Genomic DNA, 26009 nt, shown 5'->3' with positions numbered 1-26009 from the left:
CCAGCGGGATTCGTGCTGCGAACGGCGACCGGAGCCAAAAGTGTCGCGCAGACCGAGAGCCTGACCTATGCGCACGCGCATAGCTCCACCGTTCGATGCATGCGCTGTGTTCGAAAGATCCGGCCCGGCCAGCACGAGGGTGTGCAGGATGTCGGAGGCGGATGCCCCGACCCGTCGCTGGTCCTACGCTGAACGCCGAGAGTGCGATGCACGTCATGTCTGGAAAGAGCAGGAGAGCATGATTCGCTCAGTGGTGTTCGACGTCGGAGAGACACTCATCGACGACACCCGGGAATGGGCGCGGTGGGCCGACTGGCTCAACGTCCCCCTCCACACCTTCTCCGCCGTACTGGGGGCTGTGACAGCCGAGGGCCGCAACAACGCGGAGACCTTCGACTACTTTCGTCCGGGCTTTGACCTGTCTGAGGAGCGCCAACGACGTGAGGACGCGGGCCGTGGGGAGCTCATCGAGGACGTGGACCTCTACTCCGACGTCCGGCCCGGGCTGCAGGCCTTGCGGGACGCCGGACTCTGGGTGGGGATCGCCGGCAACCAGACCGCCCGTGCCGGGGAGCTCCTCCGCCAGTTGAACCTACCGGTCGAGGCCATCGCCACCTCCGGCGAATGGGGAGTGGCCAAACCCGGCCCCGGTTTCTTCGACCGCGTCATCGCCATGGCTCCCGGGGAACCGCAGGAGATCGTGTATGTCGGCGACCACCGTGACAACGACGTCCTTCCCGCCAACGAAGCCGGGCTGCGATCGGCGCTGATCCGTCGCGGCCCCTGGGGGTACCTGTGGGCGGATCAGCCTCGGGTACGTGAGGAAGCGCACTGGGTCATCGACTCGATCAAGGAACTGCCAGGTCTGCTCACCGCCAGGGACTGACACCGGCCTCAGCGACGAAATCACGAGTCTGGACCTGGATTCGCCCGGACGACAGAAGGAGACCGGACAGCGCTCGCACGTGAGGATTGAGGCGCGTGTGCTCCGGTGCCCTTTGCCACGCGGCTCGGAGGTTGGCCAGAGCCACTTCCTGGCGTCCCAGGAGGTGGTGGGCGCGGGCCACGTCGATGAAGTAGTGCGAAGCGCGCTCTGCGGGAAGCCCCTGGGGCGGAGTCCAGCCCGCAGCCACTTCAAGTGCCTGGTCGGGGTCCTCGCACTCCAGAGCCAGAGTGACCTGGTGGACACGCACCGAAGCGCTGCCGAAGGCCGTTCCGGTGTAGACCGCCTCCCGGGTGTGCTCAGCGGCGAGGCGCGCTTGCTCCAGGTGAGGCGCGGCCTGCCGGGGGTGGCGGTTCCGCGCGGCGAACACAGCGGCACGCATGTGCAGGGATCCATAGGCCGCCCAAGAGCGCGCGTCCGAGGGCGTCAGATTCTCCGCTGCCCGTTCGAGTAGACGACGTCCCGCTTCGTGTTCGCCGGAGCAGAAGAAGGTCTCCCCGCGCACGTAGGTGGCGGCGGCCCGTGTCACCTCGTCTCCGGTCTGGTCGGCTGCCCACAGGAGAACCTGGATGGTGCGGGCGGAGAGGTGGTGGAGGCCGAACTTGTCCGCGATCGCGTCGGCGGCCCGGTACGCCTGGACCAGCAACCGGGCCGTGTGAGCACGCTCTTGCCCTTGATGACTCAACAGGGCGCGGCTCAGTTCAGGGAGAAGGTCGGGAAGGCGTCTCATCAGGCAGCTGTAATGGGAGTTCAGGCGGCATCGGATGATGCCGCTGACTTCGCGCTGGAGCTGACCGAGAGTGCGCACCCTGCCGTCATCGGGGAGGTCGTACCGGTTGACGAGGGATTCCAGCAGCACGATGCCGCGATCCCAGTCGACATCGTCGCTCCAGCCTGCCGAGGCCAGTTTCTCGGGCTCGCGTTCCGTGGGGACTCGGGGCGCCCTGTCGTGTGGGTGCTGATCCAGGGCACCGAGTCCTCGGAGGGCTTCGTGGATCTTGCGTCGGTCGCTGAGTCCCCTGCCAGCTTCAGCGCGCGTGATGGTGCTTTGGGCGACCCCACACATCCTGGCCAGAGCTTCCTGAGACAGGTTCCTGACCCGTCGGCGCAGGAAACGGATCACCCGCTGAGCGTCGCGTTCTCGGACGGCGTCCGCCATCTCCGGATCCCGCCATACCCAAGATGGGATGCACTCACAGGGACTGTGACGGGCGCTGCGGTCCCGTCCGCAGTTTCCACAACGCATCGAGGGGCTCCTCCGTTACCTGGGGGCGCAACGAGATGACTCCACAGTAACCACGGTTCCCTCTCCATATTCAGGTTCGCGCCATCGAACGTAAGCCGATGAGGAGTGGCCGGGCCTGTTTTTGTCCCCAGCCTGTGGATAACCCGGTGGAGAAACGTTACGGCGACCGCCGCCGGGAGCGCCCCAGCGGCGGCGGTCGGCTTTCGTTGCGTATTTTCGTCACGGTGAGTTGCGTCCCCGCGGCCGTTCCGCCGCAGGTCACCGCGTCATCCTCGCACCTCGGCACCGGTGGACTCGGTGCTGCGGGACCTCCTTGCGGTGGACGGGCCCACCGGGCTCAGAGCTCGGGGAAACCCACCGTGACCACCAGACCCCCCTCCGGACGTGCCCTCGCGGTGGCCTTGGCGCCATGGGCCGTCGAGATCGAACGGACGATGGACAATCCGAGCCCGCTCCCGGGCCGGTCCCGGTGCAACCGTGCCGCGTCACCACGGTGGAAGGGCTCGAACAGCTCCTCCGCGTCACCCACCTCCGCCCCGGAGTTGGTCACCCTCAGCACCGTGCGCCCCGCCGCCGTGCGTACTCGCACCTCCACCCACCCGTCGGTGGCGTTGTACCGAACGGCGTTCTCCACCAGGTTGCGCACCAGGTGCTCCAACAGGACCGGATCCCCGTCCACCGGAGCGGACTCCGCGTCCACCCGCAGGTCCACCCCCTCCTCCTCGGCCGCCCCCGCGTGCTGGGCCACCACACCGTGGGCCACCTCGGCCAGGTCCACCTCCTCGGTCCGCGCCAGCCCGCGATCGGACCGGGCGAGCAACAGCAGCCCGCTGATCAGCGCCTCACTACGCGCCACCGAATCCAGCGCCCGACGGAAGGTCGGCCGCAGATCGTCCGGGACCCGGTCCTGGGCCAACGGCACCTCCAGCGCCGCACGCTGCACCGACAACGGCGTGCGCAGCTCGTGCGAAGCGTTGGAGACGAACCGGCGCTGGGAGTCGAAGGCCCGCTCCAACCGGGACAGCATGCCGTCGAACGTGTCACCCAGCTCCCGGAACTCGTCGTCGGGCCCCCTCAGGTCCAACCTGCTGTGCAGGTCGTGCTCGGACAGGGTGCGCGCCGCGTCGGTCACCCGGTGCAGCCGCCGGAGCGGCCCGCCCGCGATCACCCACCCGGCCAACGCCGCCAACAGGGTCACGCCCAGGAGGATCAGCACCGAGTTCAGGAGCAGGTCCGACAACACCCCCACCTGGTAGTCGTCCACCAGGACGGCCAGGGGCTCGGCCCCGGTCGCCACCCAGTCGGTGGTCGGAGCCGCCTCCCCGGTCTCTCCCGGCTCCCCGCCCTCGCCGGTCGGCGCGGGAACGGTCGGAGCCGGAATGACGAGGGTCTCGGCCGGATCGCTGGTGGGCAGCGCCGCCGTCGTGGACAGCTCCACCCCCCGCATCTCCAGACTCGCGGAGACCATCGCGTAGTTGGCGGAGAGCAGCAGCGCCCCGCCGACGGCGAAGACCCCCGTGTAGACGAGGGCGAGCTTCGTCCGCAGGGTCAGGCTGGCGAACCGGTCCAGCCATCGACGCGTCACGCCGGAGACGGCGGAGTGCGGTGCGGCCACGTCAGATCCGGTAGCCGTGGCCGGGCACGGTCTCGATCACCGCGGGCGCACCGAGCTTGCGGCGCAGCCCGTGCACCACCACCTTCAGCACCCCGCTGAACGGGTCCAGGTGGGCGTCCCACACCTTCTCGATCAGGTGCGTCGCGGTCACCGGCGCACCGTCCGCGCGCAGCAGCTCCTCCAACACCCCCAACTCCTTGGGGGAGAGCGACAGCGCGCGCCCGTCACGGGACGCCGTCCGCCGCGTGGTGTCCAGCACCAGGCCCGCCCGGCTCAGCGTGGGCGGCGCCGCCGGACGCGCCCGACGGCCCAGGGCCCGCACCCGCGCCACCAGTTCCAGGTACGCGAAGGGCTTGGCCAGGTAGTCGTCGGCGCCCAGGTCCAGCCCGTCCACCCGATCCTCCAGACCACCGGCAGCGGTGAGCATCAGCACCCGGGCCTGCACACCGGGGTCCTCCGCGATCCGCAGGCACACCTGGTCCCCGTGCAGCACCGGCAGGTCGCGGTCCAGGACGACGACGTCGTAGTCGTGCACGGTGGCCATCTCCAGCCCGGTGTCACCGTCGTGGCACACGTCCACCGCCATGCCCTCACCGCGCAGCCCCTCGGCCACGGTCTCCGCCAGGTCGGGCTCGTCCTCGACCACCAGAATGCGCATGCGTTCCCCTCGCCCCGAGCCGATCGTCGGCGTTCCCGACTGACCAGCACTATCCACCGCCCGGTTAGGCCGAGGTTAACCCCGCGAAGCCCCCGCGACCGGGCGACCGGGGGCCGCAGGACCCTAACCACCGGCTAACCGCGCTCCCGCTGACATGTGCCGTGCACCCACCCAGCGGCGTCGGCCCGACCGGCGCCCGGACCAGGAGGACCACATGCGCTCACTGACCCTCACGGCCGTGGCCGCGGCGGCGGCCGGGCTCCTGCTCACCGGCTGCGGAGCCCTCGGCGGGGACGACGCGGCGGACCCGGAGGCCGCCCCCGAGAAGTCCATGGACGAGGCGATGCTCGACTACGCCGCCTGCATGCGCGACGCCGGTTTCGACATGCCCGACCCCGACCCGGACAGCGGCATGATCTCCCTCCCCACCATGGAGGAGCCCGACGAGGAGATGATGGCGGCCATGGAGGAGTGCGAGTCGCTCCTCCCCGTGGACGAGAACGCGCCCTCCGAGGAGGAGCAGTTCGAGATCGACCTCCGGATCGCCGAGTGCCTGCGGGAGAACGGCGTCGACGTCCCGGACCCCGAACCCGGAATGGGGCTCGGGATCCCGATCGAGCCCGACGACGACGAGCACATGGCGGCGGTCAGCACCTGCACCGGTGCCGAAGAGGGCGGCGGCGTCGAACTCGAATCCGTCGAGGGCGACTCGTGAGCACGGACACCGACCTCCTTCCCGAGGAGGAGACCCGTGACGAGGAGCCGCCTCGGCCCCGTCGGGGGAAGGGGTTCGTGTGGCTGGCGGCGGCGCTCCTGAGCCTCGCGGTCCTGTGCGCGGGAGCGGCGGTGACGGTCTGGGGCTGGCCCCAGGGAGCCAAGGAGGAGGAGACCACCGCCCCCGGCGCCACCGCCTCGGTCGAACGCACCACCCTCCTGCGGGAGGAACGGTTGGACGGCGTCCTCGGGTACGCGGGCGGCGGCTCGTTCTTCGCGCGCTCCGACGGCGTGCTCACCTGGCTCCCCGAGGAGGGCGCCGAACGCTCCGCCGGGCAGCGGGTCTGGGAGATCGACGGCCGCCCCGTGGTCCTGCTGCGGGGCGACACACCCGCCTACCGGACCCTGGAGCCGGGCTCCAAGGGGCCGGACGTGCGCCAGTTCGAGCAGGCGCTCTCCGAGCTCGGGTACGGCGGCTTCACCGTGGACGACGAGTACACCTGGCTCACCGCCGAGGCGGTGAAGCGCTGGCAGCGGGACACCGACGGCATGGAGGTCACGGGCACGGTCGAGCCGCACCAGATCTGGTACACCTCCGGCCCCATCCGGGTGACCGGACACGAGGCCGCGGTGGGCGAGAACGTGGGCCCCGCGACGCCGCTGGTCACCACCGCGTCCACCCGACGCGTGGTCCGGGTGGACCTGAAGGTGGGCGACCGCGACCTCGTGGACGAGGGCGACGAGGTCACCGTGGAGATGCCGGACGGTCAGACGGTCACCGGAGAGGTGGAGTCCGTGGGCGACGTGGCCCAGGTGGAGGAGGACGAGCCCGGCGGTGGCGGCGGGGGTTCGCCCACTGTGGAGGTGCTGGTCTCCCTGGACGCGGACGCCGAGGGGGCCGAGGGCTTCCTGGACCAGGCGCCGGTCAAGGTCCTCGCGCAGGGCGAGTCGCGCGAGGACGTGCTCGCCGCTCCCGTGGGGGCGCTGATCGCCCTCTCCGGCGGCGGTTACGGGCTGTCCGTGGTGGACGGCGACGGAACGGTGCGGGACGTGCCGGTGGAGACTGGCTGGTTCTCCGACGGGCTGGTGGAGGTGAACGGTGACGGCGTCGACGCCGGTACCGAGGTGGTGGTCCCCGAATGACCGCCGTGGAGTTCACCGGGGTGAGCCGCCACTATCCGGGCGGGGTACGCGCGCTGGACGGGGTGGACCTGCGCGTGGAGCGCGGGGAGATGCTCGCGATCGTCGGCCCCTCGGGGTCGGGGAAGTCCACGCTGCTCAACCTGCTCGGCACCCTGGACGCCCCGACCTCCGGGAGCGTGCGCGTGTTCGGACACGACGTCGGGGAGCTCGGTGACGACCAGCTCGCCGCGCTCCGGGCACGGACGATCGGGTTCGTCTTCCAGCAGTTCCACCTGGCGCCCAACGTGTACGCCGTGGACAACGTGGCCGACGGGCTGCTGTACGCCGGTGTGCCCGCCCGGACCCGGGTACGGCGGGCCCGTAGGGCCCTGGAACGGGTCGGGCTGGCGGACCGGGCCCACCACCGTCCGCACGAGCTCTCCGGCGGGCAGAAGCAGAGGGTGGCGATCGCGCGGGCCGTGGTGGGTTCTCCGCCGCTGCTGCTGGCCGACGAACCCACCGGGGCGCTGGACACCGCCTCGGGTGAGGCCGTGATGCGGGTGCTCCGGGAGCTGAACGAGGACGGGGTGACCGTCGTGGTGATCACCCACGACCGGGAGCTGGCAGACTCCCTGCCCCGCCGGGTGGAGGTGCGCGACGGCCGTGTGGTCGCGGACTCCGGTGCCTCGCGAGAGTCGGGAGACCCACGGGGGGCAGGTGAGCTCCACGGGGCGGGTGACGCACGCGAGCCGGGGGGCCCACGGGCTCCGGGTGGCCCAGAAGCCTCAGGTGGTTTGCGGGGATCGGGCGCCTCGGACGAGCCGGGGGACCCACGCGAGACAGGTGACGCACTGACCCCGACTGGCCCACGGGGCCCGCAGGGCTCTCCGACGCCGGGCGCCGCCCCGGGCTCGGAAGGCACCCGGAACCGGGCGGAGGCGGGTCGGTGAGGGGGCTCCCGCGCTGGTGGCGCGACCGCCGGTCACCGCTCCGCCCCGCCCGACTCTCCCTGGTGGACCGCCTGCGGACCGGGTCGAGCGGGCTGCGCGCCCGGCCCACCCGCGTGGTGCTCTCCGCTCTGGGCATCGCCATCGGGATCGCGGCGATGGTCGCGGTGGTGGGGGTCTCCTCCTCCGGCCAGGCCGAACTCGACCAGCGGATCGCCCGGCTCGGCACCAACCTGCTGTCCGTCACTCCGGGCGAGAACCTCTTCGGTGAGGCCGCCAAGCTCCCCGAGGAGGCGCGGGGGCGGATCGACCGGATGCCGGAGGTGGAGCACACCTCCCAGGTGGAGCAGGTGAGCGGCGCCAACGTCTACCGGAGCGACCTCGTCCCGAGCGCCGAGTCCGGCGGGATCGCCGCCTACGGCGTCGACCTCGACCTGCTGGAGGCCGTCCGGGCCGAGATGGCCGAGGGCACGTGGCTGAACGGGGCCACCTCCGACCACCCGGCGGTCGTGCTCGGCGCGTCGGCGGCCGGTCGCCTGGGGGTCGACCGGATCACCCCGGACACGCTGGTGCTCATCGGAGACACCTACTTCTCCGTGGTCGGCGTGCTGGAGCGATCGGAGCTGGCACCGGAGCTGGACAACGCGGCACTGGTCGGCCAGAGGATCGCGGAGGAGGTGCTCGGCGCCAAGGGCGAGGCCTCCACGGTGTACGTGCGGATCGACCCCGAGCACGTGGAGCGGGTCCGGGACGAGGTGGGCCGCAACGCCAACCCGGAGAAGCCGAACGAGGTCAGGGTGTCCCGACCGTCGGACGCGTTGGAGGCCCGGCAGGCCGCCGACCAGACCTTCCAGGGGCTGCTGCTCGGTCTGGGCGGGGTGGCCCTGCTGGTGGGCGGGGTGGGAGTGGCCAACACGATGGTCATCTCCGTCCTGGAGCGCCGGGGCGAGATCGGTCTGCGCCGCGCCCTGGGTGCCACCCGCCGCGACATCAGGGGGCAGTTCCTGGTGGAGGCGATGGCCCTGTCCGCGCTGGGCGGGGTGTTCGGGGTGCTGCTGGGTTCCCTCGCCACGGCGGGGTACGCGCTGCTGCGCGGCTGGCCGGTCTCCCTGCCCTGGTGGGCTGGGGCGGGCGCGGTGGTCGCGACGGTGGCCATCGGCGCGGTCGCCGGGATCGTTCCCGCGCTGCGTGCCGCCGCCCAGCACCCCACGGAGGCCCTCGGTACCGCCTGACGGGCGCGGCCCACGGCCACCGCCTGAGCCCACTCACGGCGTGGACGGAACGGCGGACCACGGTCCGCCCCCGGCTCCGTGGATCACGGCCGCCCCGGCCCGGGGCGGATGACCACCCAGTGCCGGACAGCCCCGGCGGCCCGTGGTCCGCCCGGCCCGTGGAGCACGGCGGCCCGGCCCCGGTTCCCCGGGACCGGGCCGCCGCCGGATCCGCACCGCCCCCGAGTCACCCCTGCGGGTCGGCCTCCGGAACCGGAACCCTCCACACCAGCACCGTGCCGCCGTCCTCGCCCCGCCCCGCGCTGAAGCCGCCGCCCAGGGCCTGGGCCCGCTGGTCCAGGTTGCGCAGCCCGCTGCGGCGGCCCCCCTCGGGGAGTCCCACCCCGTTGTCGGTCACGGTCAGGACCAGGGTGGTGGGGCGACCGGTGGCCGACTGCTCCTCCACCGTCACCGAGACGTGCACCTCCGTGGCGCGGGCGTGCCGGGCGACGTTGGTCAGTCCCTCCCCGAGGACCGCCAGCAGCTGCTCGCCCACCTCGTCGGGGACGGACGCGTCGATCGGTCCGTCCAGACTCACCCCGGGGTGGCAGCCCAGGCTGTGCGCCGTGTTCTCCGCCAACCGCAGGATCTGCCCCCGCAGCGACGTGTCCCGTCGGCTGGGCGGGTGCTGGAGGTCGAAGACGGTCGACCGGATCTCCCGGATCGTGCCGTCCAGCTCGTCGATGGTGCGCTGGACCCGCTCCCCGGCCTCCGTCGAGCTGATCAGCCGGACCGTGCTCATGAGGGTCATCGCGGACGCGAACAACCGCTGGATCACCACGTCGTGCAGGTCCTTGGCGATCCGGTCCCGCTCCTCCAGGACCACGATCCGCTCGCTGTCCCGCCGTGCCTCGGCCAGCTCCAGCGCCACCCCCGCCTGCACGGAGAAGGAGTGCAGCATGCGCCTGATGTTGGAGTCGAACGGCGCCCTGTCGGAGAGCTTGCCGAGCAGCAGGACCCCGCGGGTGTTGCCGGGGGTCCCCAGCGGCACCAGCAGCCCGGGGCCGTAGCCGCGGTGGGTGAGCATCGGGCAGTTGGCCTGGCGCAGGTCGGGGATGGCCTCGGCCTCACCCGTCTCGTACACCCAGCCGCAGGAGGAGTCCTGGATCTCCACCGGGGTCCCCAGGATCTCCTGCGCGATCGGACCGTCCGCGAACTCCGCGAACAGGTGCCCGCGCGCGTGCGGATCCGGCAGCATCACCACGGCGGTGTCCGCACGGGCGATCTCCCTGGCCTGGGCCGCCATGTAGGCCAGCACCTCGTCGGTGTCGGCCCCCGACAGCAGCCGGGTGGTGATCTCCGTGGAGGCGGCCAGCCACCGCTCGCGCAGCCGGGTCTCCTCGTACAGGCGGGCGTTCTCGATGGCCACACCGGCGGCGGTGGCCAGCGCGGTCACGATCGTCTCGTCCTCCTCGTCGAACTCCCCGCCGTTCTCCTTCTCGGTCAGGTACAGGTTGCCGAACACCTCGCCGCGCACCTGGATCGGCACCCCGAGGAAGCTCGACATCCTCGGGTGGCCCTCCGGGAACCCACCGAAGTCCGGGTGGTCGCGCAGGTCGGAGAGGCGCAGCGTGGCCTGCTCGAACGAGGGCGTGCCGAGCACGCCCTTGCCGTGCGGGAACCGGCCGATCCGCTCGGCCTGTTCCTGGGTGAACCCGACCGGGATGAACTCGGTGAAACCGCCGTCCTCACCGATCACGCCCAGCCCGGCGAACCTGGCCTCGGCCAGGTGCGCGGCGGCCTCGGTGAGCCGCCGCAGTACGGTCGCCAGGTCCAGATCGCCACCGATGTCCAGGACCGCCTGGAGCAGAGAGTGCATCCTCCCCTGAGCGGAGAGCCCCGGGTTCATCTGGGAGTGCACATCCGCGAGGAGCTCGTCCAGGGACTTCGGGGACCACCGGTGGCTCTGGGGGATCTTGGTCATGTGTGGTTCAACCTCCGCAGAGCCGTTGAGGGGTTGAGGGCTAATACCTGAATTGTCGTTGGTTTTTTCCCGGTTTGCCACATCTTGCTGCTAGGAAGCTTGTTCGAGGGGCCGGGAATTCCCCCGCAATCGAGGACAGCGGCCCGGCAATTCATGCTAACGTCACGTTCAGTTGGCGCAGGAAGGCACTCTGTGACCTCGTGTCGACTGCCCCCGCACCCCCGTTCTCCGGGGTGCCCCCCACACGAACACCACGAGCCTCCGTCACCCGGTGCCCCACCGGAGCGGACCGGCTCACTCGGCGGAAGGAAGCCCCCGGTGTCTGGATACCACGGTACGGTCGGCGCCATCGGCGTCCGCCTCGCCGTGTGCCCGGAACCGATCCGACGGGCCCTGACGCTCGCCGGTCTGGTCACCGGGGTCCTGTTCACCGTGTGGCTCGTCTCCGCGGCCCCGGCGCACTCCTCGGAGTTGCCCGGTGCCGAGAACCCGCTCACCGCGGGCGTGGTGGGAGGCACCGGACTGGTGACGGGAACCGAGACGCTCGGCGGTTCGCTCAGCGGCGCGGTCACCACCGTGGGGGAGCGCGCCACCCAGCACGCCACACAGGCGGTCGACGGCGCCTCGGAGACCGCGCGTGCGGTCGAGGCCGAGGCCTCCGAACCCGTCCAGCAGGTCCGGGACGCGGTCCGGGAGACCTCCCTCCCGCGCCCCGACCACCTGACCGACCTCGTCGTCCCGGAGACCCCGCGGGTCACCGAACCCGTGCGGGTCCCCGAGGACGAGGACCCCTCGGCCGACGACCGTCAGGACGACCGCGAGACCGGTGCCCAGGCCCCGGACGAGCGGCGCGCGGTGGCCGAGAGGCCCGCCGCCGACGCCCTGGTCGCGGCCCAGGAACGCGGTTCCGTCGAACACCGGGCCGGGGACGCCACCGAGCGCGACCGGTCCACCGACACCGCCCCCCGCTCCGCCGAGGCGCTCACCACCATCGCGGGCGGCACCGCCCCCGCGTCCGGTGGCACCGCCTTCGCGCCCGCCGTCGCCGGGTTCCTGCCCGTCACCGGCGCCCCGGCGCCCGCCCCCGGCCTGTTCGAGGCCGCCCGGCACGTCCTGCGCTCGGTTCCCGCCGAGTCCGCCGACGAGCCGACCTTCTCTCCGGACTAGCGGACCACCGGACCGCGTCCCGCGCCCGTACGCCCTGAGCGTCCCGCGCCGCACGCGACCAGCCCGGCACGGCTTCTCCAGCCACACCCTTCCCAGCGGCACCAGCACTCGGTGACCTTCTGGGGGTTGACGTGAACCCCGCACCTCGAACGCGAGGTTCACGTCAGCCGGTGGTCCGCCAGACCGACCGACTGAATCCGGATCGAACCCGCTCGCCCGCACCAGGGACGCAGGGGCTCACCGACCGGAGAGCTCGCCAGTACCACCCTCAGGACCGACGCCCCTGGCCAGGGAGACGGTCCGACGCGACGGGGCACGACACCCGCTCCGTCGCGCCCCCTCGAACAGAACACACGCTCACTCCGGAAGGACTCACATGTTCCACACCGCCCGTACCTCTGCTCGGACCCTGCTGGTGGCCGCCGGCACCGCCGGATTCGTCGCCCTCGGCGTCGGAGTCGCCGGAGCCGACACGCTCGGCGGTGCCACGGACGCCCTCCCCCTGGGCGACCTGGGAAACCAGGTTCCCGGCGCCCTCACCGAGGGGATCGCCACGCCCCTCGGTGACCTGGTCAAGGTCCAGCCCGGCGAGATCTCCGCCCAGCCCGACGTCCAGCACCAGAACAACCCCGTCGGGACGGTCGTCGGCGACACCGTCAGCACCGACACCCCGGTCACGGCCGGTCAGGACAACGCGGGCAACGTCGGTCCGCTGGACCTCGGCAAGGCCACGGAGACCCTGCCGCTGAGCGAGGCCGGCGGCGCGGTCGACCCGATCTCCATGCTGCTCGGCGGGACCGGCCTGCTCGACGGCCTCGGGGGCGGGAGCCTGCCGGTGTCGATGAGCGCGCCCAGCGCCGCCGTCGTCGAGGACACCGTCACGGAGCTCGGCACCCGGGCGCAGGAGGGTCTGCACCAGCCCGGCCTCGATGTGGTCGGCCTGGACTCCCCCGTCCAGCAGCTGGGCGAGACCGTCCCGATGAGCGAGCCGGTCGGCTTGGACGCGGGTGAGAACGCCGACCTCACCGGCGGCCTGACCACCCTGCTGCCGAAGGACGTCCGGGAGACCCTGCCGATGTCCGCCCCCTCGGAGCTCCAGGTGGTGGGCGCCACCGAGCAGGCCGTCACCGACACCGTGGGCGACGTCCGCGGCGCGGTCGACGGCCTGGGGATCGAGGAGACCCTGCCGATGTCCGGCGTCGAGGGCCTCGAACTCGTGGACCCGGCCCTCGACGGCGGCCTCCACGGGGCCTCGGGCCTGGGTGAGAAGGTCGGCGCCATGGAGGCCGGCGACGTCGCCGACGTGGCCGGTGGAGCGATCGGCACCGGTGGCCTGGTCGACGTCCAGGGCCTGCCGGAGCTGGGCGAGCCCGAGGTCGCCCCGCTGCCCCTCGCCTCGGAGCTGCCCACCAACGAGCTCCCCACGGGCGAGCTGCCGACCGGCGACCTGACCTCCCAGCTGCCGCTCGGACTGTAGGCCCACGAACGTGCGCCCGTCGGTCGTGGCGGGCGCACCACGCCTCGGGCGGTGAGCGGAACCACTTCCGTTGACGGTGGTGCCAGTGGGGACTGTGGGGGTTTCCCGGCACGTACCAGCGGAAAGTCAGAGTTCCCGCCGCCCGGGGCACCTGCCCTGCCAGGGGCACGAAGGGCCCCCGTCGCTGTTCGCGACGGGGGCCCTCCGCGTGCCCGGGTCGGTTCCGATGGAACAGCCGGATCCCACAGGGGCGTGAAGGGGCCCCGTCGCTGTTCGCGACGGGGGCCCTCCGCGTGTGCGGGCCGGGTCCCGTGGAACAGCGGGACTCCGTTGTCTGGCTGGAGCGGTCAGGCGAGGGACGCGTCGGTCCCGCACGTGTGGTCTGCGATGGCGGCTCGACGGTCCGGGGCACAGAGAAGGGCCTCCGTCGCTGTGCGCGGACGGAGGCCCTCTCCCGTGAACGGATCCCTGGCGCGTGGCTACCAGCCGTCGTCCTCGCCGGTGCCGAAGCCGAGCCCGTCCTGACACGGGTTGGACGTGGCGTCGCGCCCCTCGCCCGGACGCGCGGACGGCTCGGGCGACGAGGCGTCGGTCTCGGCCCCGCCCGCGTTGCCCTCCGGGCTGGGATCGACCGGTGTGGGCTCGTCCATGGGCGACTCCTGCGGCGCGGGCGCGTCGTCGGCCAGCAGCGCAGGCAGCGGGCGGTCCTCACGCACGGCGGCGAACAGCTCGTCGGCCTCCTCCTCGTGCCACATGACCCGGTTGGGGTCGTAGGGCGCCTGGTACCAGGGAACGGTGTGGAACGCGATGTCGGACAGGTCCACGTCGGCCATGGTGACCGCGATGGAGAGCATCCGGTCCAGTGACAGCTCGCGGTCGGTGGCGCTGTGCTGGGCGACCGCCTGGAGGATGCCGTTGAGCTTGGACGGGCTGCTGAGCACGTCGCTGCTGGTCACCTGGTCCGCGAGCGCGGCCAGGAACATCTGCTGCCGGTCGATGCGCCCCATGTCGCCACCGTCACCGATGTCGTAGCGGGCGCGGACGAAGGACAGTGCCTGGTCGCCGTCCAGGGTCTGGTCACCGGCGTCGAGGCTGAGCTTCGACCTGCGGTCCTCCATGGGCTCGGGGATGCACATGTCCACCCCGCCGATGGCGTTCACGACGTCGCGGAAGCTCGCGAAGCTCAGGTGGACGAAGTGGTCGACCCGGATGTCGGTGAGGGTCTCGATCGTCCTCACCACGCAGGGCGGTCCACCGTGGTACATCGCGGCGTTGATCATGCCGAAGTAGCCGTAGGTGCCCTCGGTCTGCCCGTACGCGTCGCACTGGGGCAGCTGCACCAGCGAGTCGCGCGGGAAGCTGACCACCGAGACGCGGTTGTCGGGCGAGATGTGCGCGAGCATCAGGGAGTCCGAGCGCTCGCCCTCGAACTCGGTCGAGTAGGCGGGGCTGTCCTCCTCGTAGCCGTCCGACCCGATGAAGAGGATGTTGACGGCGTCGCTGATCTTGTCCGGCCGCTCCTCGTCTCCGAGCAGGGCCTCGATGTCGTGCTGCACCATGCCGGAGCGCAGGGAGTGGTAGTAGGCGTAGGCGGTGCCCACCCCGAGCACCAGGAGCAGGGCCAGGGACGCGGACGTCCACATGACGGTCCTGCGCAGGCGGTCGCGCTTGCGCTTGTTCCCCTTGACCGGAGCGGCGGCTGCCGTGGCACCGTCCTCGGAACCGTCCGGTCCCGGGGCGTCCCCGTCCTTGGCGTCCGATCCGGCGTCGGTGACCGGGGAGTCCTTGGCCCCTGCCTCCGGGGTGCCCGGCACGGGAGCGGCGGCGCTGGCGGCGTCATCCCCGTCCTGGTCCCCGTCCTGTCCGGCGGTGGCGCCGGCGTCCGGCTCCGAGCGGTCCTCGTCCCCGGTGTCCGGCGCGGGCGAGGCGGCGCTGACGGCGTCGCCCCCGTCCGCCTCCCCGTCCTTCTCCCGGTCCGCCGCCTGCGCACCCTGGACCGAGTCCTCCTCGGAGGGCTCGTCGGGGTCGGCCTCGGCGCCGTCCTCCGCTCCGGACCCGGTGGCGACCGGTGCGTCGACGTCGATGACGACGGTCTCCGGAGCCTCGTCGGAGTCGGCTGAGGGCTCGTTCTCGGCCGGAGCCTCCCCGGTGGGAGTCTCGGGCTCGGTGGGCTCGGTGGGCTCGGTGGGCTCGGTGGGCTCGTCGGCGGCTCCGGAGCCGGTGGGCTCGTCGGCCGCGGAGCCGTTCTCGTGTGGCTCGTCCCGTTTCACGTCCAGCCCTTCCACATCCGACTCGGCGGAGTCCGCCGCAGTCCCCTTGGTGCCCTCAACCTGGGAAGAGGGCTCGGAGTTCTCGTCTGGTGTCAGGTCCGCGCCGGAGTCGGCGGGGTTCTCGTCAGCGGGCATCGTGACAATCTCGGTGGGTTCGGACGGCTGGGCGTGCCAACGGCCGGACACCGACCCTGGAGGGTCACGGGCCCGAGTCCGGGGAGGGCGGGGGTCGCGCGGGGGAAACACGCGGGCTGACCGGAATCCTGACCGAAAAGTCGCCGAGAGAGAGTCCCGAGGCTGGGGGGAAAGCCGGGACGCCAGCGGACAGGGATCGCCAAGTACACCGGAACCTGCGCGTGGCAGTGATCCTAGGTGAATATCTCGCTGAGTGCGTGCTCGGGTTGTCCATGCGCGCGGTTCCTGACCACAATTGCGCCGGGCAATTCCTTCGCCGGGCGGCAGTCGTATGCGGCTTTCGTGTCTGACTGTCTCATCTGTTCCCCCGTGAGCCGTGTTCGACGCGCCGGTGAAACGCGGATTATTGGTGGTGAGGCACCATTTGGGCTGGATCTCCCACCCTGTAGGGGTTTGGGAGTCTTCGCCGCCCGGGGGAGGTGAGCTGTCCGAAACGGCGGGATCAGTCGTCCCAGAAACCGCTCTCCTTCTCCTTCTTCTCCGGCTCCTCGGCGGTGGCGGTCGTGGCGCGGCCCTTGCCACTCGGCTTGGCGGCGGTCTTCGCGCTCTTGGTGGTTCTGCGGGCGGTACTTCCGGAACCACCGGCCGCCTTGGCGGTACCGGTGTGGCGCGGACGGGCGGTGACCTGGCTCTTCTCGATGGGAGCGCTGGGCTTGGGCGTCTCACCGGAGTGGATGCTCAGGGCCTCCTCCTCCACGCTGAGCATCTTGCGCACCAGGGCGGGCACCTCGGGCAGTCGGTCCGCGCGCAGGTGGGCGCCGAGCACCTCCAGAGCGTGGTCGCACAGGACCCGCTTGGCGGAGGCGGCGCCGACCCCGCTCAGCTGCTGGACCTCGGGCAGGTCGTGTTCGCGCAGCAGACGGACGACCTCGCTGAGCCGCTCGCGGGCCTTGCGGTCGGTCATCGACATGACCGTGAGTTCGGCCTCGCGCAGGAAGTCGGTGCCGTCGCCGTCGCCGTCGCGTTCCGCGATGAAGGCGCTGGTGAGGTTGCGGGCCGAGGTGCGTGTGCCGGTGCGCAGTTCGGCGCGGCGGATCTGCCGGGAGTGCAGCGCGGTCACGACCACGCTGGTGACGAGGCTGATACCGGCGCCGATCACGACGAGCACGGCGGGGTTGTCGAGCAGCATGTGTACGGGAGACCTTTCCGGGCGGTGGTCCGCACGGGACATGGCCACGGTGTTGACGGGGGCGGCGGGGTGCGGGGGTGGCGGAGGGTGTTCGAGTGCCAGCCGGTACTCGGGTGCGTGACTATTCGGCAGTTCGGTACTCGTTGTCAAGTGTCATGACGGATCGGGCGCTCGCTGGCGCGGCGCCTTCGCAGGTCAGGGCAGATGGGGGCAGGATCGACAGTTCGTCCTCCCTACCGCTTGCCCGACCCCGATCCAGGTAAACATCCGCTGTCCACAGCCTGTGGACGACGGGGCTAGCCCGCGAGGAGTTCGTTCACGGCCTCCGGCGACAGGATCTCCTCACTGACCATCGCCGCGCAGCCGCGTACCCCCGCGTCGTCCCACAGCGTGCTCGCCACGATCCTCAGCTGGCGGGTGGCCAGGGCGGTGCACTGCTGGAACACCACCTCCCGCACCCCCGCCACCAGGTGGTCGTAGGCCTCCGAGAGGTCCCCGCCGAGCACGATCAGCTCCGGGTTGAGCAGGTTGACCGCGCCCGCCAGGGTCTCGCCCAGCCGCCGCCCGGCCTCGCGCACCAGCGTGACCGCCACCGGGTCGCCCTCCGCCGCCAACGCGACCAGCTCCTGGAGTCCGGCCACCTCACGGCCCCGCTCGGCCGCCTCGACCAGGAGCCTGCGCCCGCCCGCCACCGCCTCCAGGCAGTCGGTGTTGCCGCAGCGGCACGGCAGGCCGCCGCCGTCGCGCACGGGGACGTGGCCGATCTCCCCGGCCGCGCCCAGGGCGCCGCGCAGCAGGCGCCCGCCGGAGACCAGCCCGGCGCCGATCCCGGTGGAGACCTTCACGAAGACCATGTCGTCGGTGTGGCCGTGCCCGCCAGCGATGTGCTCACCGAGCGCCATGACGTTCACGTCGTTGTCCACCGTCACCGGGACGGGGAAGCGCTCGGCGACCAGCGGGCCCAGGGCCACGCCCGCCCACTTGCCGAGGAAGGGGCGGTCCTCGGCCCGTCCCGCGTGGAACTCCACGGTTCCGGGCAGCCCGATGCCCACCCCGCGCACCTCCTCGGGGGAGCGGCCCAGCCCGGCGATCTGCTCCGACCAGGTGTCCAGGAGCCAGGGCACGGTGACGTCCGGCCCCAGCTCCATGCGGGGCGAACCGGGGGCGCGTACGAGCACCCGACCGTCGAGGTCGCACACGGCGGCCTGGCTGCGGGCCATGCCGAGGGCCGCGGTGAGGATCAGCCCGCTGGCGGCGTTGAACTCCAGGAGCGTGGGCGGGCGGCCCCCGCTGGAGGCGGCGCGGGTCCCCTCGGTGACCAGTCCGCCGTCCATCAGTTCGGTGACCCGCAGGGCCACGGAGGGCCGGGAGAGCCCCGTCGCCCGGGCGATCTCGGAACGGCTGGTGGCGCTGCCGGTGCGGATCATCTCCAGGATGTGGCCGCTGGTGGCGGTGGAGGACAAGCGTCCGGGGGTTCTGGCCATGCCTGTCATTCAACCATTCACTCGACGGTGTGGCTTGAAGTTCGTGCACTTATGTAAATTAATGTTAGGAAGTGTGCTTGGATTTTTACCATAGTGGGATTAGGGTCGAAACCGGACCGCGGACCCCGGACAGCACCCCTCGCCCCCGCGCCGCGGTCTCCTCCCCCCACCCCCGCCCCACCCCTCGCACGTCCCCCTCCCGCAGGAGCCCCACGAATGCCGCAGCAGCCCGCGCCCAGCCCCACCGACCTGGTGGTCTTCGGCGGAACCGGTGACCTGTCGATGCGTAAACTCCTCCCCTCCCTCTACCTCCTCGACCGCGACGGCCACCTGGGCGGGGACACCCGGGTCGTCGCGGTCTCCCGGGACGGGCTCACCGACGCCGACCTGCGCGACAAGGCCTCCTCCGCCGTCCGGGGCCACAGCGCCGTCCAGGTCGTCGAGCCCGACGTCCTGCGGCGCTTCCTCGGCCGCATCTCCCACGTGACCGTCGACGTCGGCGGGGACCCCTCCGGCTGGACCGACCTCGCCGCCGCCCTCACCCCCGGCCGCGACCGCGTCTTCTACCTCGCCGTGCCGCCGATGATCTCCGGGGCCATCTGCCGGGGGCTCCGGGACGCGGGCCTGGTCACCCCCGAGTCCCGCGTCGTCATGGAGAAGCCGCTCGGCCGCGACCTCGCCTCGGCCCAGGCGGTCAACGACGAGGTGGGAGCGGTCTTCGAGGAGTCCCGCACCTACCGGATCGACCACTACCTGGGGAAGGAGACGGTGCAGAACCTGCTCGTCCTGCGGTTCGCCAACGTCTTCCTCGAACCCCTGTGGAACGCCCGGTGGATCGACCACGTGCAGATCACCGCCGCCGAGACCGTGGGCGTGGGCGGGCGGCGCGGCTACTACGACTCCTCCGGCGCCATGCGCGACATGGTGCAGAACCACCTGCTCCAGCTGCTCTGCCTCACCGCCATGGAGCCCCCGGCCAGCTACGACCGCGACGCCGTCCGGGACGAGAAGCTCAAGGTCCTCCAGTCCCTGAGACCGATCACGGGCGACCGGGTCTCCGAGCACACCGTGCGCGGCCAGTACACGCGGGGGACCGTCCAGGGCGAGGAGGTCCTCGGCTACCTGGACGAGGCGGGCGGCCCGGCGACCAGCGACACCGAGACCTTCGTGGCCCTGCGCGCCGAGGTCGCCAACTGGCGGTGGGCGGGCGTCCCCTTCTACCTGCGCACGGGCAAACGCATGGAGCGCGCCCGCTCGGAGATCGTGATCCGCTTCCGCGACGTCCCGCACACGATCTTCCCCGGGGCCACCGCCTCGGGAGCGGGCAGCCTCGTCATCCGCCTCCAGCCGGACGAGGGCATACACCTGACCATGCTGGCCAAGACGCCCGGCGCCGGTGCGCTGCGGCTGCGGCCGGTCCCGCTGGAGCTCAGCTTCGCCGACACTTTCGCCACCCGCTCTCCCGAGGCCTACGAGCGGCTGCTGACGGACGTGTTGGCCGGGGACTCCACCCTCTTCATGCGCCGCGACGAGGTCGAGGCCGCGTGGCGGTGGGTGGACCCCGTCATCGAGGCCTGGAACGGCCTCGGCTCACCCCCCGAGACCTACCCCGCCGGAAGCTCCGGTCCCGCAGGAGCGCAGCGGCTCATCGGCCGTTCCGGCAACACGTGGCACGAAGAGGAGCAGGCATGACCGCGCACAACCCCGGCACCGCGACCCCCGGCACCGGGACGCCCGCCGCCGTCCACCCGGTGATCGACGAGGTCACCCGGCGACTGACCGAGCGCAGCGCCCCGACCCGCTCCGCCTACCTGGCCTGTGTCCGCGAGGCGGTCGGTCAGGGCCCGGCCCGCACCTCCCTGGGCTGCGCCAACCTCGCGCACGGCTTCGCGGCCTGCGGGGTCGGTGACAAGCTCTCCCTGGCCGGGGACGTCACCCCCAACCTGGCGATCGTCTCCGCCTACAACGACATGCTCTCCGCCCACCAGCCACTGGAGACCTACCCGGCCGTCATCAAGAAGGCGGTCGCGGAGGCGGGCGGAGTCGCCCAGTTCGCGGGCGGGGTGCCCGCCATGTGCGACGGCATCACCCAGGGCCGGGCGGGGATGGAACTGTCCCTGTTCAGCCGGGACGTCATCGCGATGTCCGCCGCCGTCGCGCTCTCCCACGACATGTTCGACGGCGCCCTCATGCTGGGCGTGTGCGACAAGATCGTGCCCGGCCTGCTCATCGGCGCCCTCTCCTTCGGGCACCTCCCGGTGGCGTTCGTGCCCGCGGGCCCCATGCACTCCGGTCTGCCCAACAAGGAGAAGGCGCGGGTCCGCCAGAAGTTCGCCGAGGGCAGGGTCGGCCGCACGGAGCTGCTCCAGGCCGAGTCCGCCGCCTACCACTCGCCGGGCACCTGCACCTTCTACGGCACCGCCAACTCCAACCAGATGCTCATGGAGGTCATGGGCCTGCACCTGCCCGGGGCCAGCTTCGAGCAGCCCGGTACCCCGCTGCGCGAGGCCCTGACCGCCGAGGCCGGACGCCGCGTGCTGGGACTGACGGCCCTGACCGAGCACCACACCCCGGTCGGTGAGCAGATCGACGAGAAGGCCGTCGTCAACGCGGTGGTCGCGCTGCTGGCCACCGGCGGCTCCAGCAACCACACGCTGCACCTGGTCGCCATCGCCCGCGCGGCCGGGATCCAGCTGACCTGGGACGACTTCGCCGCGCTCTCCGAGGCCGTGCCGCTGCTCACCCGCATGTACCCCAACGGCGCCGCCGACGTGAACCGCTTCCACGAGGTGGGCGGCATGGCCTTCCTCATCGGTACCCTGCTGGACGCCGGGCTCCTGCACGAGGACGTCCGCACCCTCGCCGGACCGGGCCTGGACCACTACCGGCGGGTGCCCGAACTGACCGAGGGCGGCGAGCTGACCTGGGTGGACGGACCCACTGAGAGCGCGGACACGACCGTGCTGCGACCGGCCGACGACCCCTTCGCCCCCGACGGCGGACTGCGGATGCTGGAGGGCAACCTCGGCCGCGCCGTGATCAAGGTGTCCGCCGTGGCGTCCGAGCGGCACGTCGTGGAGGCCCCCGCGCGGGTCTTCGCGGACCAGGCCGAACTCCAGACGGCCTTCGCCGCCGGTGAGCTCACCGGGGACTTCGTCGCGGTGGTCCGCTTCCAGGGGCCGCGCGCCAACGGCATGCCGGAACTGCACAAGCTGACCCCGCCGCTGGCCGTCCTCCAGGACCGGGGGCAGAAGGTCGCGCTGGTCACCGACGGGCGCATGTCCGGGGCCTCGGGCAAGGTGCCCGCCGCCATCCACGTCTCGCCCGAGGCGGAGGCGGGCGGCCCGCTGGCCAGGGTCCGGGACGGCGACACCATCCGGTTGGACGCGGTCCGGGGCACACTGGAGGTCCTGGCCGACCTCGACGGGCGCGAGGACGCCCGGCCCACGGTGGACTCCTCCGCCGGGACCGGACGCGAACTGTTCGCCGCCCTGCGCGGGGCGGTCGGCCCGGCCGAGACCGGTGCCGGGGTCTTCGGCCACTGAGCCCGGACGGGCCCCGGGTCCGCCGCCCACTCTCACCATCGGTACCCACTGACCACTTGGAGACAGCCATGACGACGATCCCCCGCTCAGGTGCGGACGTGCTCGACCTCGCACCGGTGATGCCCGTGGTGGTGGTCGAGGACGCGGACCAGGCCGTGCCGCTCGCGCGCGCCCTGGTGGCGGGCGGCCTGCCCGGCATCGAGGTCACCCTCAGGACCCCGGCGGCCCTGGACGCCATCGAACGCGTCGCCCAGGAGGTGCCGGAGGCCGTGGTGGGCGCCGGGACCGTCGTCAACGGCGAGCAGGCCCGCGCCGCAGCCCAGGCGGGCGCGCGCTTCCTCGTCAGCCCCGGGTGCACCCCGGCCCTCGCCCGGGAGATGGCCGACACCGGACTGCCCGCCCTGCCGGGGGTGGCGACGGTGTCGGAGGCGATGGCCCTGCTGGAGCTCGGGCTGACCGAGCTCAAGTTCTTCCCGGCCGAGGCCTCCGGCGGGACGGCCTTCCTGAAGTCGCTCACCGGTCCGCTGCCACAGGTCCGGTTCTGCCCCACCGGCGGCATCACCGCGCGGAGCGCCCAGGGCTACCTCGCGCTGCCGAACGTGGGCTGCGTGGGCGGGAGCTGGCTGACCCCCGCCGCGCTGGTCGGTGAGGGCCGCTGGGACGAGGTCACCGAGCTCGCGCGGGCGGCCGCGGCGCTGGAGCGCTGAGGCGGAGGCCCGGGCGGCCGACCCCGGTGCGAACCCCGCTGTGCGAGGCCGCGGCTCGCGTGGCAGCGCACAGCGGGGGAGTGGCCGCTCAGGTGACGGCTCCGTCGCCACCGGCGCGGCCCCCACGCATCCCGACCTCGTCGGTACCGGAGCGGGCGTCGACCAGGACCTGCACGCCGTCCAGGACCCGCTCCAGGCCGAAGGTGAACTCGTGGTCCGCCGCGTAGAGCGCCCGGTGGGTGGTGCCGACCGACACGCCCACCCGGGCGGCGGTCGGGTGCTGGGACTCGTCGGCCAGTGCGGCCAGCAGGGGGTCGGCGGTCCGCCACCACTGCTGGTCGTCCATGCCCGAGTCCCGCGTCAGCCACTCGGAGTTGACGGTCTGCCGCGCCGTGCTCTCCACGTAGCCGTTGACCAGGCTGACCGTGGAGTCCATCTCGACGTCGCTCAGCCCCAGACCGTCCACGGCGGAGAGCTCGTGGTCGTACTTGGCGATGAGGTTCGGGCCGAGCAGGCGCGTGGTGACGGTCTGGAGCATCCACGGGTGGCGGATGTAGAGGTCGCGGTTGGCGTGCGCGATCCGGTGCAGGCGCTCCCGCCAGGTGCCGGACCGGTCGCCGGTGTCCAGGTCGGCGTAGGCCGCGTCCACCATGAGGTCGATGAGCTCGCCCTTGCCGGGGACGTAGGTGTACAGGGACATCGTGCCCACGTCCAGGGCCTCCGCGACCCGGCGCATGGACAGCGCGTCGAGCCCCTCGGCGTCGGCCAGTTCGGTGGCGGCGACCACGATCCGGTCGACGCTCAGCCCCGGTTTCCCCCTGCGGCGGCTCGCGGGTTCCTGGGTGCGCCACAGCAGGGCCAGGCTGCGCGCGGGATCGCCACTCTTGCTGTTCTGCGGGGACATCGGTCCGTCCTGGTACTGGGTCCGTAGGGCGTACGGGTCAGTGTACGTCCGTGGAACCCCGCCCCCGCGCGCGCCGGAGGGGAGGGGCGGGGTCTGGCCGGGTACCGAAGAACTCGTGCACGAGGGCCACCAAGGACCACATCGGGTGCCGGGGCGGCTCTGGCTCCGGGCGACGGTCATCCTGCGAGGCCGCCCAGCCGCACTGCTCCTAGCGTTCGATCTCGGGGCCCTTGGGTGGCGGTGACGGCGAACCCTTGCGTGCGGATGCCCGCGCTCGTAGATCCATCGGCTTGCCGGCCGACGGACCACCCCTGCTGGCACGCCGGACGGCTTCGGCCGCCTTGGCGGTGGCGATCTTCGGTTTGGCCCGTTCATCCAGGTCGGCCATCCTGGAGGGCCAGTCCTGTCCGAGCTTGGCCTGCACCTCGGGGCTCTGGGGAGACTTCATGCGCTCCTGCGTCTGCTGGAAGCCGGTCACCGTCTCAGGTGTCCAAGGGCGTTCCTCCCGCTCGTGGCGCAGGGTCTTGGCCAGCGACTTTCCCTTCCACCTGCTGTCCGCAGTGTCGTAGCAGGGTGTGTTCTCCCCGCGTCGCCACATGCGCGCGCGCTCGACCAGGCCGGGTTTGTCTTCGATGATCTGCGCCAGTCCCTGAGTCCCCTCGTAGGAACGGTCAGCAGCTTCCTGAACGGTCAGACGGCCGGCCCCGCGGTCCCGGACCTGCTCGAAGTAGCGGGCGTTGATGCCCTGGTCGCTGAGGGTCTTGTCCACCGCCATGAGTTCGGCGGTGACGTTGTATCCCTTCTGTCTGTAGCTCTCCATCATCTGGGCGCTGTACTCGGGGTTCTGCGCTGTGTCTTGGACGATGACATTGAGATTGCGCTCGCGAGCGTACTCGGCGGCCAGGCGCATCCACTCTCGTCCGTCGGCACGGGTGGCGGCCGTCATGAGCTTGTCGTCGCGCTGCATCAGCGCGTCGTAGTCGTCGTGGTACGGCTTGTACAGGTCGCTGTCGAGGTCGACGTAGCCGCCCTGCTCAAGAAGGGGCCGTTCGACCTCCTTCTGCAGGCGGCTCTTGCCCGAGCCAGGCTGGGAGATCAGGAAGAGCGCGGTGGGGCGTTTCTGGGGGGTTTTGCCTTCGAGGAGGTCGGGCACGATCCTCTGCCGGAAGATGTGCTTGTTGCGTTCCGCGGGGAGCCGGTAGTCCTCGGCGTTGAAGTCGTTCACTGCATCCTTTCCCGCACGGTTCGCGTCAGTTCGCTGTAGTACGCGCGGGTGCGGGCGACCTGATCGGCGTCTGCCGGGTCGAGGCTCTGACGGTGCGCGATGCAGGCGCGCCGGTCGGCGTTGGCTTGCTGGATGAGTTCGTGATCAGGGTTCGGCTTGGCCTCTTCACGGGCGATGAGGGCGTTGTAGGCCCCCATGGCGCCATGGATGGCTTCCAGGGCGGCCTCGTAGAACACGGCCTCCTGCGCACTCCAGGTGCGCATCGGGGGAGTGTGGTCACTGGTCATGTACTTCTCCTCTCCGTATTCGTTGGAAAGCCCGGTCCGATTATCTCCCCTATCCGCCCGTAGGTGTGGGGGCCGGTTCGGGCTCGCGTCGGCGGGTCGGGCTTCGAGGGGACCAGGGGAGGATGCCTCCACGATTTCGCGGTGCGGGGAACTGTTCGGGCCCAGGGGCGTGGACACGTCGTGGCGGACCACGTCAGGGCCGGTCAACCTCTCCCAGGATCCCGCACGATCCCCCCGATCCCTCACAGCGCCGCCTAGGGGGTGGAGGGTGATCAGGTCCAGCACTCTGGCCGCAATCGGCCACATGCGTGTCAGGCCCGGTCGGTGCTCTCGGGTGCGCTACGCGGTGAACTCCTCCGCGTGCTCGGCGGCCCACTGGGCCAGGGTGCGGCCTGGCCGGCCGGTGACACGGAGGACGGTGTCCTGGACCTGCCCACCGACCTCCGGGGGGTTGGCCGCCAGGTCCAGGGCGAAGGCCACGTACTCCTCGTCGTGTCCCTCGGCGCGCAGGCGCCGGGCGGTCTCGTCCGGGCCGAGGCGGACCAGCGCGACCTCCCTGCCGATCGCGGTGGAGAGCCGCTCGGCCTGCTCGGCGGGGGTCAGGGCCTCCGGGCCGCTGATCGGGTACGACCGCCCGCCGTGGCCGTCCTCGGTGAGGGCGCTGACCGCCACCGAGGCGATGTCGGCCTCGTGCACCATGGCGCTCGGCTGGTCGCGGGACACCCGCATCAGGCCCTCGCTGCGGATCTCCTCGGCGTGCGAGAGCAGGTTGGACATGAACTCGACCGGGTCGAGGAAGGTCCAGGCGAGCGCGCTCGCGCGCAGGGCCTCCTGGACGCCGCCCTCGTGGAAGTCGGACAGCACCGTCACCCGGCGCACACCCGCGTCCACGGCCAGTTCGACCAGGCGCGGCCCGGTCTCCAGCGGCGCGTAGTCGTCTCCGCCGAAGGTGATGAGGTGCAGGCCCTCGACCCCCGTGAGGTGCGGCATGAGGGAGTCGGGGTCGGTGAGGTCCCCCCGGACCGCCTCGGCGCCCTCGGGCACGCGGGCGCGTTCGGGGTCGCGGGTGAGCGCGCGCACGGGGTGTCCGGCGGCGACGAGCTGCCGGACGACCTCGCGGCCGACGGTGCCGGTGGCTCCGGCGATGAGAAAGGTCAAGGCGCATCCTTCCGTAGTGCG

20 protein-coding genes and 1 pseudogene are annotated in these 26009 nt (G+C 71.9%); 10 read left to right on the top strand and 11 right to left on the bottom strand.

The genetic code is table 11. The features are described from left to right. The first annotated feature begins 238 nt into the window (after window positions 1–238). A complete protein-coding gene (locus tag ACRWK8_RS01695) occupies window positions 239–886 on the top strand; it encodes an HAD family hydrolase (protein ID WP_431867882.1) in 648 nt (215 codons plus the stop codon). On the opposite strand, the gene ACRWK8_RS01690 is transcribed toward ACRWK8_RS01695, so the two are convergent. The 3 genes from ACRWK8_RS01690 to ACRWK8_RS01680 form a co-directional block, all read right to left on the bottom strand. Beyond that, window positions 870–2066 (bottom strand): helix-turn-helix domain-containing protein, encoded by a 1197-nt coding sequence (locus tag ACRWK8_RS01690; protein ID WP_431867880.1) that lies wholly within the window; start codon window positions 2064–2066, stop codon window positions 870–872. The two genes, ACRWK8_RS01695 and ACRWK8_RS01690, sit on opposite strands and share 17 nt — an antisense overlap. Before the next feature lie 460 nt (window positions 2067–2526). Further along, window positions 2527–3804: a sensor histidine kinase gene (locus ACRWK8_RS01685; RefSeq protein WP_431867878.1), complete on the bottom strand. Its 1278-nt coding sequence runs from the start codon at window positions 3802–3804 to the stop codon at window positions 2527–2529. Window position 3805: 1 nt separating this feature from the next. Then, complete coding sequence (locus ACRWK8_RS01680) at window positions 3806–4462, bottom strand: response regulator transcription factor (RefSeq protein ID WP_431867876.1); 657 nt, start codon at window positions 4460–4462, stop codon at window positions 3806–3808. 214 nt (window positions 4463–4676) lie between these two features. Here ACRWK8_RS01680 and ACRWK8_RS01675 point away from each other — a divergent pair, with 214 nt between their 5' ends. The 4 genes and pseudogenes from ACRWK8_RS01675 (at window position 4677) to ACRWK8_RS01660 (ending at window position 8477) form a co-directional block, all read left to right on the top strand. After that, window positions 4677–5177, top strand: a complete 501-nt coding sequence (locus tag ACRWK8_RS01675; RefSeq protein WP_431867874.1) for a hypothetical protein — start codon at window positions 4677–4679, stop codon at window positions 5175–5177. Then, window positions 5174–6319 carry a peptidoglycan-binding protein gene (locus tag ACRWK8_RS01670; RefSeq protein ID WP_431867872.1) on the top strand — a complete coding sequence of 382 codons (1146 nt, stop codon included), beginning with the start codon at window positions 5174–5176 and terminating at the stop codon, window positions 6317–6319. Before ACRWK8_RS01675 ends, ACRWK8_RS01670 begins: the two co-directional genes overlap by 4 nt. Next, a pseudogene (locus ACRWK8_RS01665) lies at window positions 6316–6981 on the top strand (ABC transporter ATP-binding protein); the annotation flags it as partial. The gene ACRWK8_RS01670 and the pseudogene ACRWK8_RS01665, both read left to right, overlap by 4 nt. Before the next feature lie 263 nt (window positions 6982–7244). Further along, window positions 7245–8477, top strand: a complete 1233-nt coding sequence (locus ACRWK8_RS01660) for an ABC transporter permease (RefSeq protein ID WP_431867870.1) — start codon at window positions 7245–7247, stop codon at window positions 8475–8477. A 226-nt stretch (window positions 8478–8703) separates the two neighbouring features. On the opposite strand, the gene ACRWK8_RS01655 is transcribed toward ACRWK8_RS01660, so the two are convergent. Continuing rightward, window positions 8704–10440, bottom strand: coding sequence for a GAF domain-containing sensor histidine kinase (locus ACRWK8_RS01655; protein WP_431867868.1), 1737 nt, complete (start codon window positions 10438–10440; stop codon window positions 8704–8706). A gap of 318 nt (window positions 10441–10758) precedes the next feature. Here ACRWK8_RS01655 and ACRWK8_RS01650 point away from each other — a divergent pair, with 318 nt between their 5' ends. Then, window positions 10759–11607 (top strand): hypothetical protein, encoded by an 849-nt coding sequence (locus tag ACRWK8_RS01650; protein ID WP_431867866.1) that lies wholly within the window; start codon window positions 10759–10761, stop codon window positions 11605–11607. A 376-nt stretch (window positions 11608–11983) separates the two neighbouring features. Then, on the top strand, window positions 11984–13084 hold the full coding sequence (locus ACRWK8_RS01645; RefSeq protein WP_378735697.1) for a hypothetical protein: 1101 nt from the start codon (window positions 11984–11986) through the stop codon (window positions 13082–13084). Between the two features lie 479 nt (window positions 13085–13563). On the opposite strand, the gene ACRWK8_RS01640 is transcribed toward ACRWK8_RS01645, so the two are convergent. The 3 genes from ACRWK8_RS01640 to ACRWK8_RS01630 all read right to left on the bottom strand — a co-directional run bounded on the left by ACRWK8_RS01640 (window position 13564) and on the right by ACRWK8_RS01630 (window position 18162). After that, entirely contained in the window at window positions 13564–15489 is a 1926-nt protein-coding gene (locus ACRWK8_RS01640; protein WP_431867864.1) for an LCP family protein, read from the bottom strand. 502 nt (window positions 15490–15991) lie between these two features. Beyond that, a complete protein-coding gene (locus ACRWK8_RS01635; protein WP_431867862.1) occupies window positions 15992–16678 on the bottom strand; it encodes a hypothetical protein in 687 nt (228 codons plus the stop codon). 296 nt (window positions 16679–16974) lie between these two features. Continuing rightward, window positions 16975–18162 (bottom strand): ROK family transcriptional regulator, encoded by a 1188-nt coding sequence (locus tag ACRWK8_RS01630; protein ID WP_431867860.1) that lies wholly within the window; start codon window positions 18160–18162, stop codon window positions 16975–16977. A 216-nt stretch (window positions 18163–18378) separates the two neighbouring features. On the opposite strand from ACRWK8_RS01630, the gene zwf reads away from it, so the two are divergent. From zwf to eda, 3 genes are all read left to right on the top strand, one after another. Next, on the top strand, window positions 18379–19854 hold the full coding sequence (gene zwf / locus ACRWK8_RS01625; protein ID WP_431867858.1) for a glucose-6-phosphate dehydrogenase: 1476 nt from the start codon (window positions 18379–18381) through the stop codon (window positions 19852–19854). Beyond that, complete coding sequence (gene edd / locus ACRWK8_RS01620; protein WP_431867856.1) at window positions 19851–21707, top strand: phosphogluconate dehydratase; 1857 nt, start codon at window positions 19851–19853, stop codon at window positions 21705–21707. Before zwf ends, edd begins: the two co-directional genes overlap by 4 nt. 68 nt (window positions 21708–21775) lie before the next feature. Then, entirely contained in the window at window positions 21776–22414 is a 639-nt protein-coding gene (gene eda / locus ACRWK8_RS01615; protein WP_378735710.1) for a bifunctional 4-hydroxy-2-oxoglutarate aldolase/2-dehydro-3-deoxy-phosphogluconate aldolase, read from the top strand. An 88-nt stretch (window positions 22415–22502) separates the two neighbouring features. Here eda and ACRWK8_RS01610 read toward each other — a convergent pair whose 3' ends face one another. From ACRWK8_RS01610 to ACRWK8_RS01595, 4 genes are all read right to left on the bottom strand, one after another. Beyond that, complete coding sequence (locus ACRWK8_RS01610) at window positions 22503–23318, bottom strand: TetR/AcrR family transcriptional regulator (protein ID WP_431867854.1); 816 nt, start codon at window positions 23316–23318, stop codon at window positions 22503–22505. Window positions 23319–23526: 208 nt separating this feature from the next. Then, the gene (locus tag ACRWK8_RS01605) at window positions 23527–24543 is read right to left on the bottom strand and encodes a zeta toxin family protein (protein ID WP_431867852.1); all 1017 of its coding nucleotides are present in this window, start codon (window positions 24541–24543) and stop codon (window positions 23527–23529) included. Then, window positions 24540–24830, bottom strand: a complete 291-nt coding sequence (locus ACRWK8_RS01600; protein WP_431867850.1) for a hypothetical protein — start codon at window positions 24828–24830, stop codon at window positions 24540–24542. Before ACRWK8_RS01600 ends, ACRWK8_RS01605 begins: the two co-directional genes overlap by 4 nt. 339 nt (window positions 24831–25169) lie before the next feature. Next, the gene (locus ACRWK8_RS01595) at window positions 25170–25988 is read right to left on the bottom strand and encodes an NAD(P)H-binding protein (protein WP_431867848.1); all 819 of its coding nucleotides are present in this window, start codon (window positions 25986–25988) and stop codon (window positions 25170–25172) included. Between the last annotated feature and the right edge of the window lie 21 nt (window positions 25989–26009).

Source organism: Nocardiopsis eucommiae, assembly GCF_965344335.1.
Lineage (GTDB): Bacteria > Actinomycetota > Actinomycetes > Streptosporangiales > Streptosporangiaceae > Nocardiopsis > Nocardiopsis eucommiae.
Note: the sequence above shows the minus strand (reverse complement) of the source record. Positions and strands in the feature narration are given on the sequence as shown.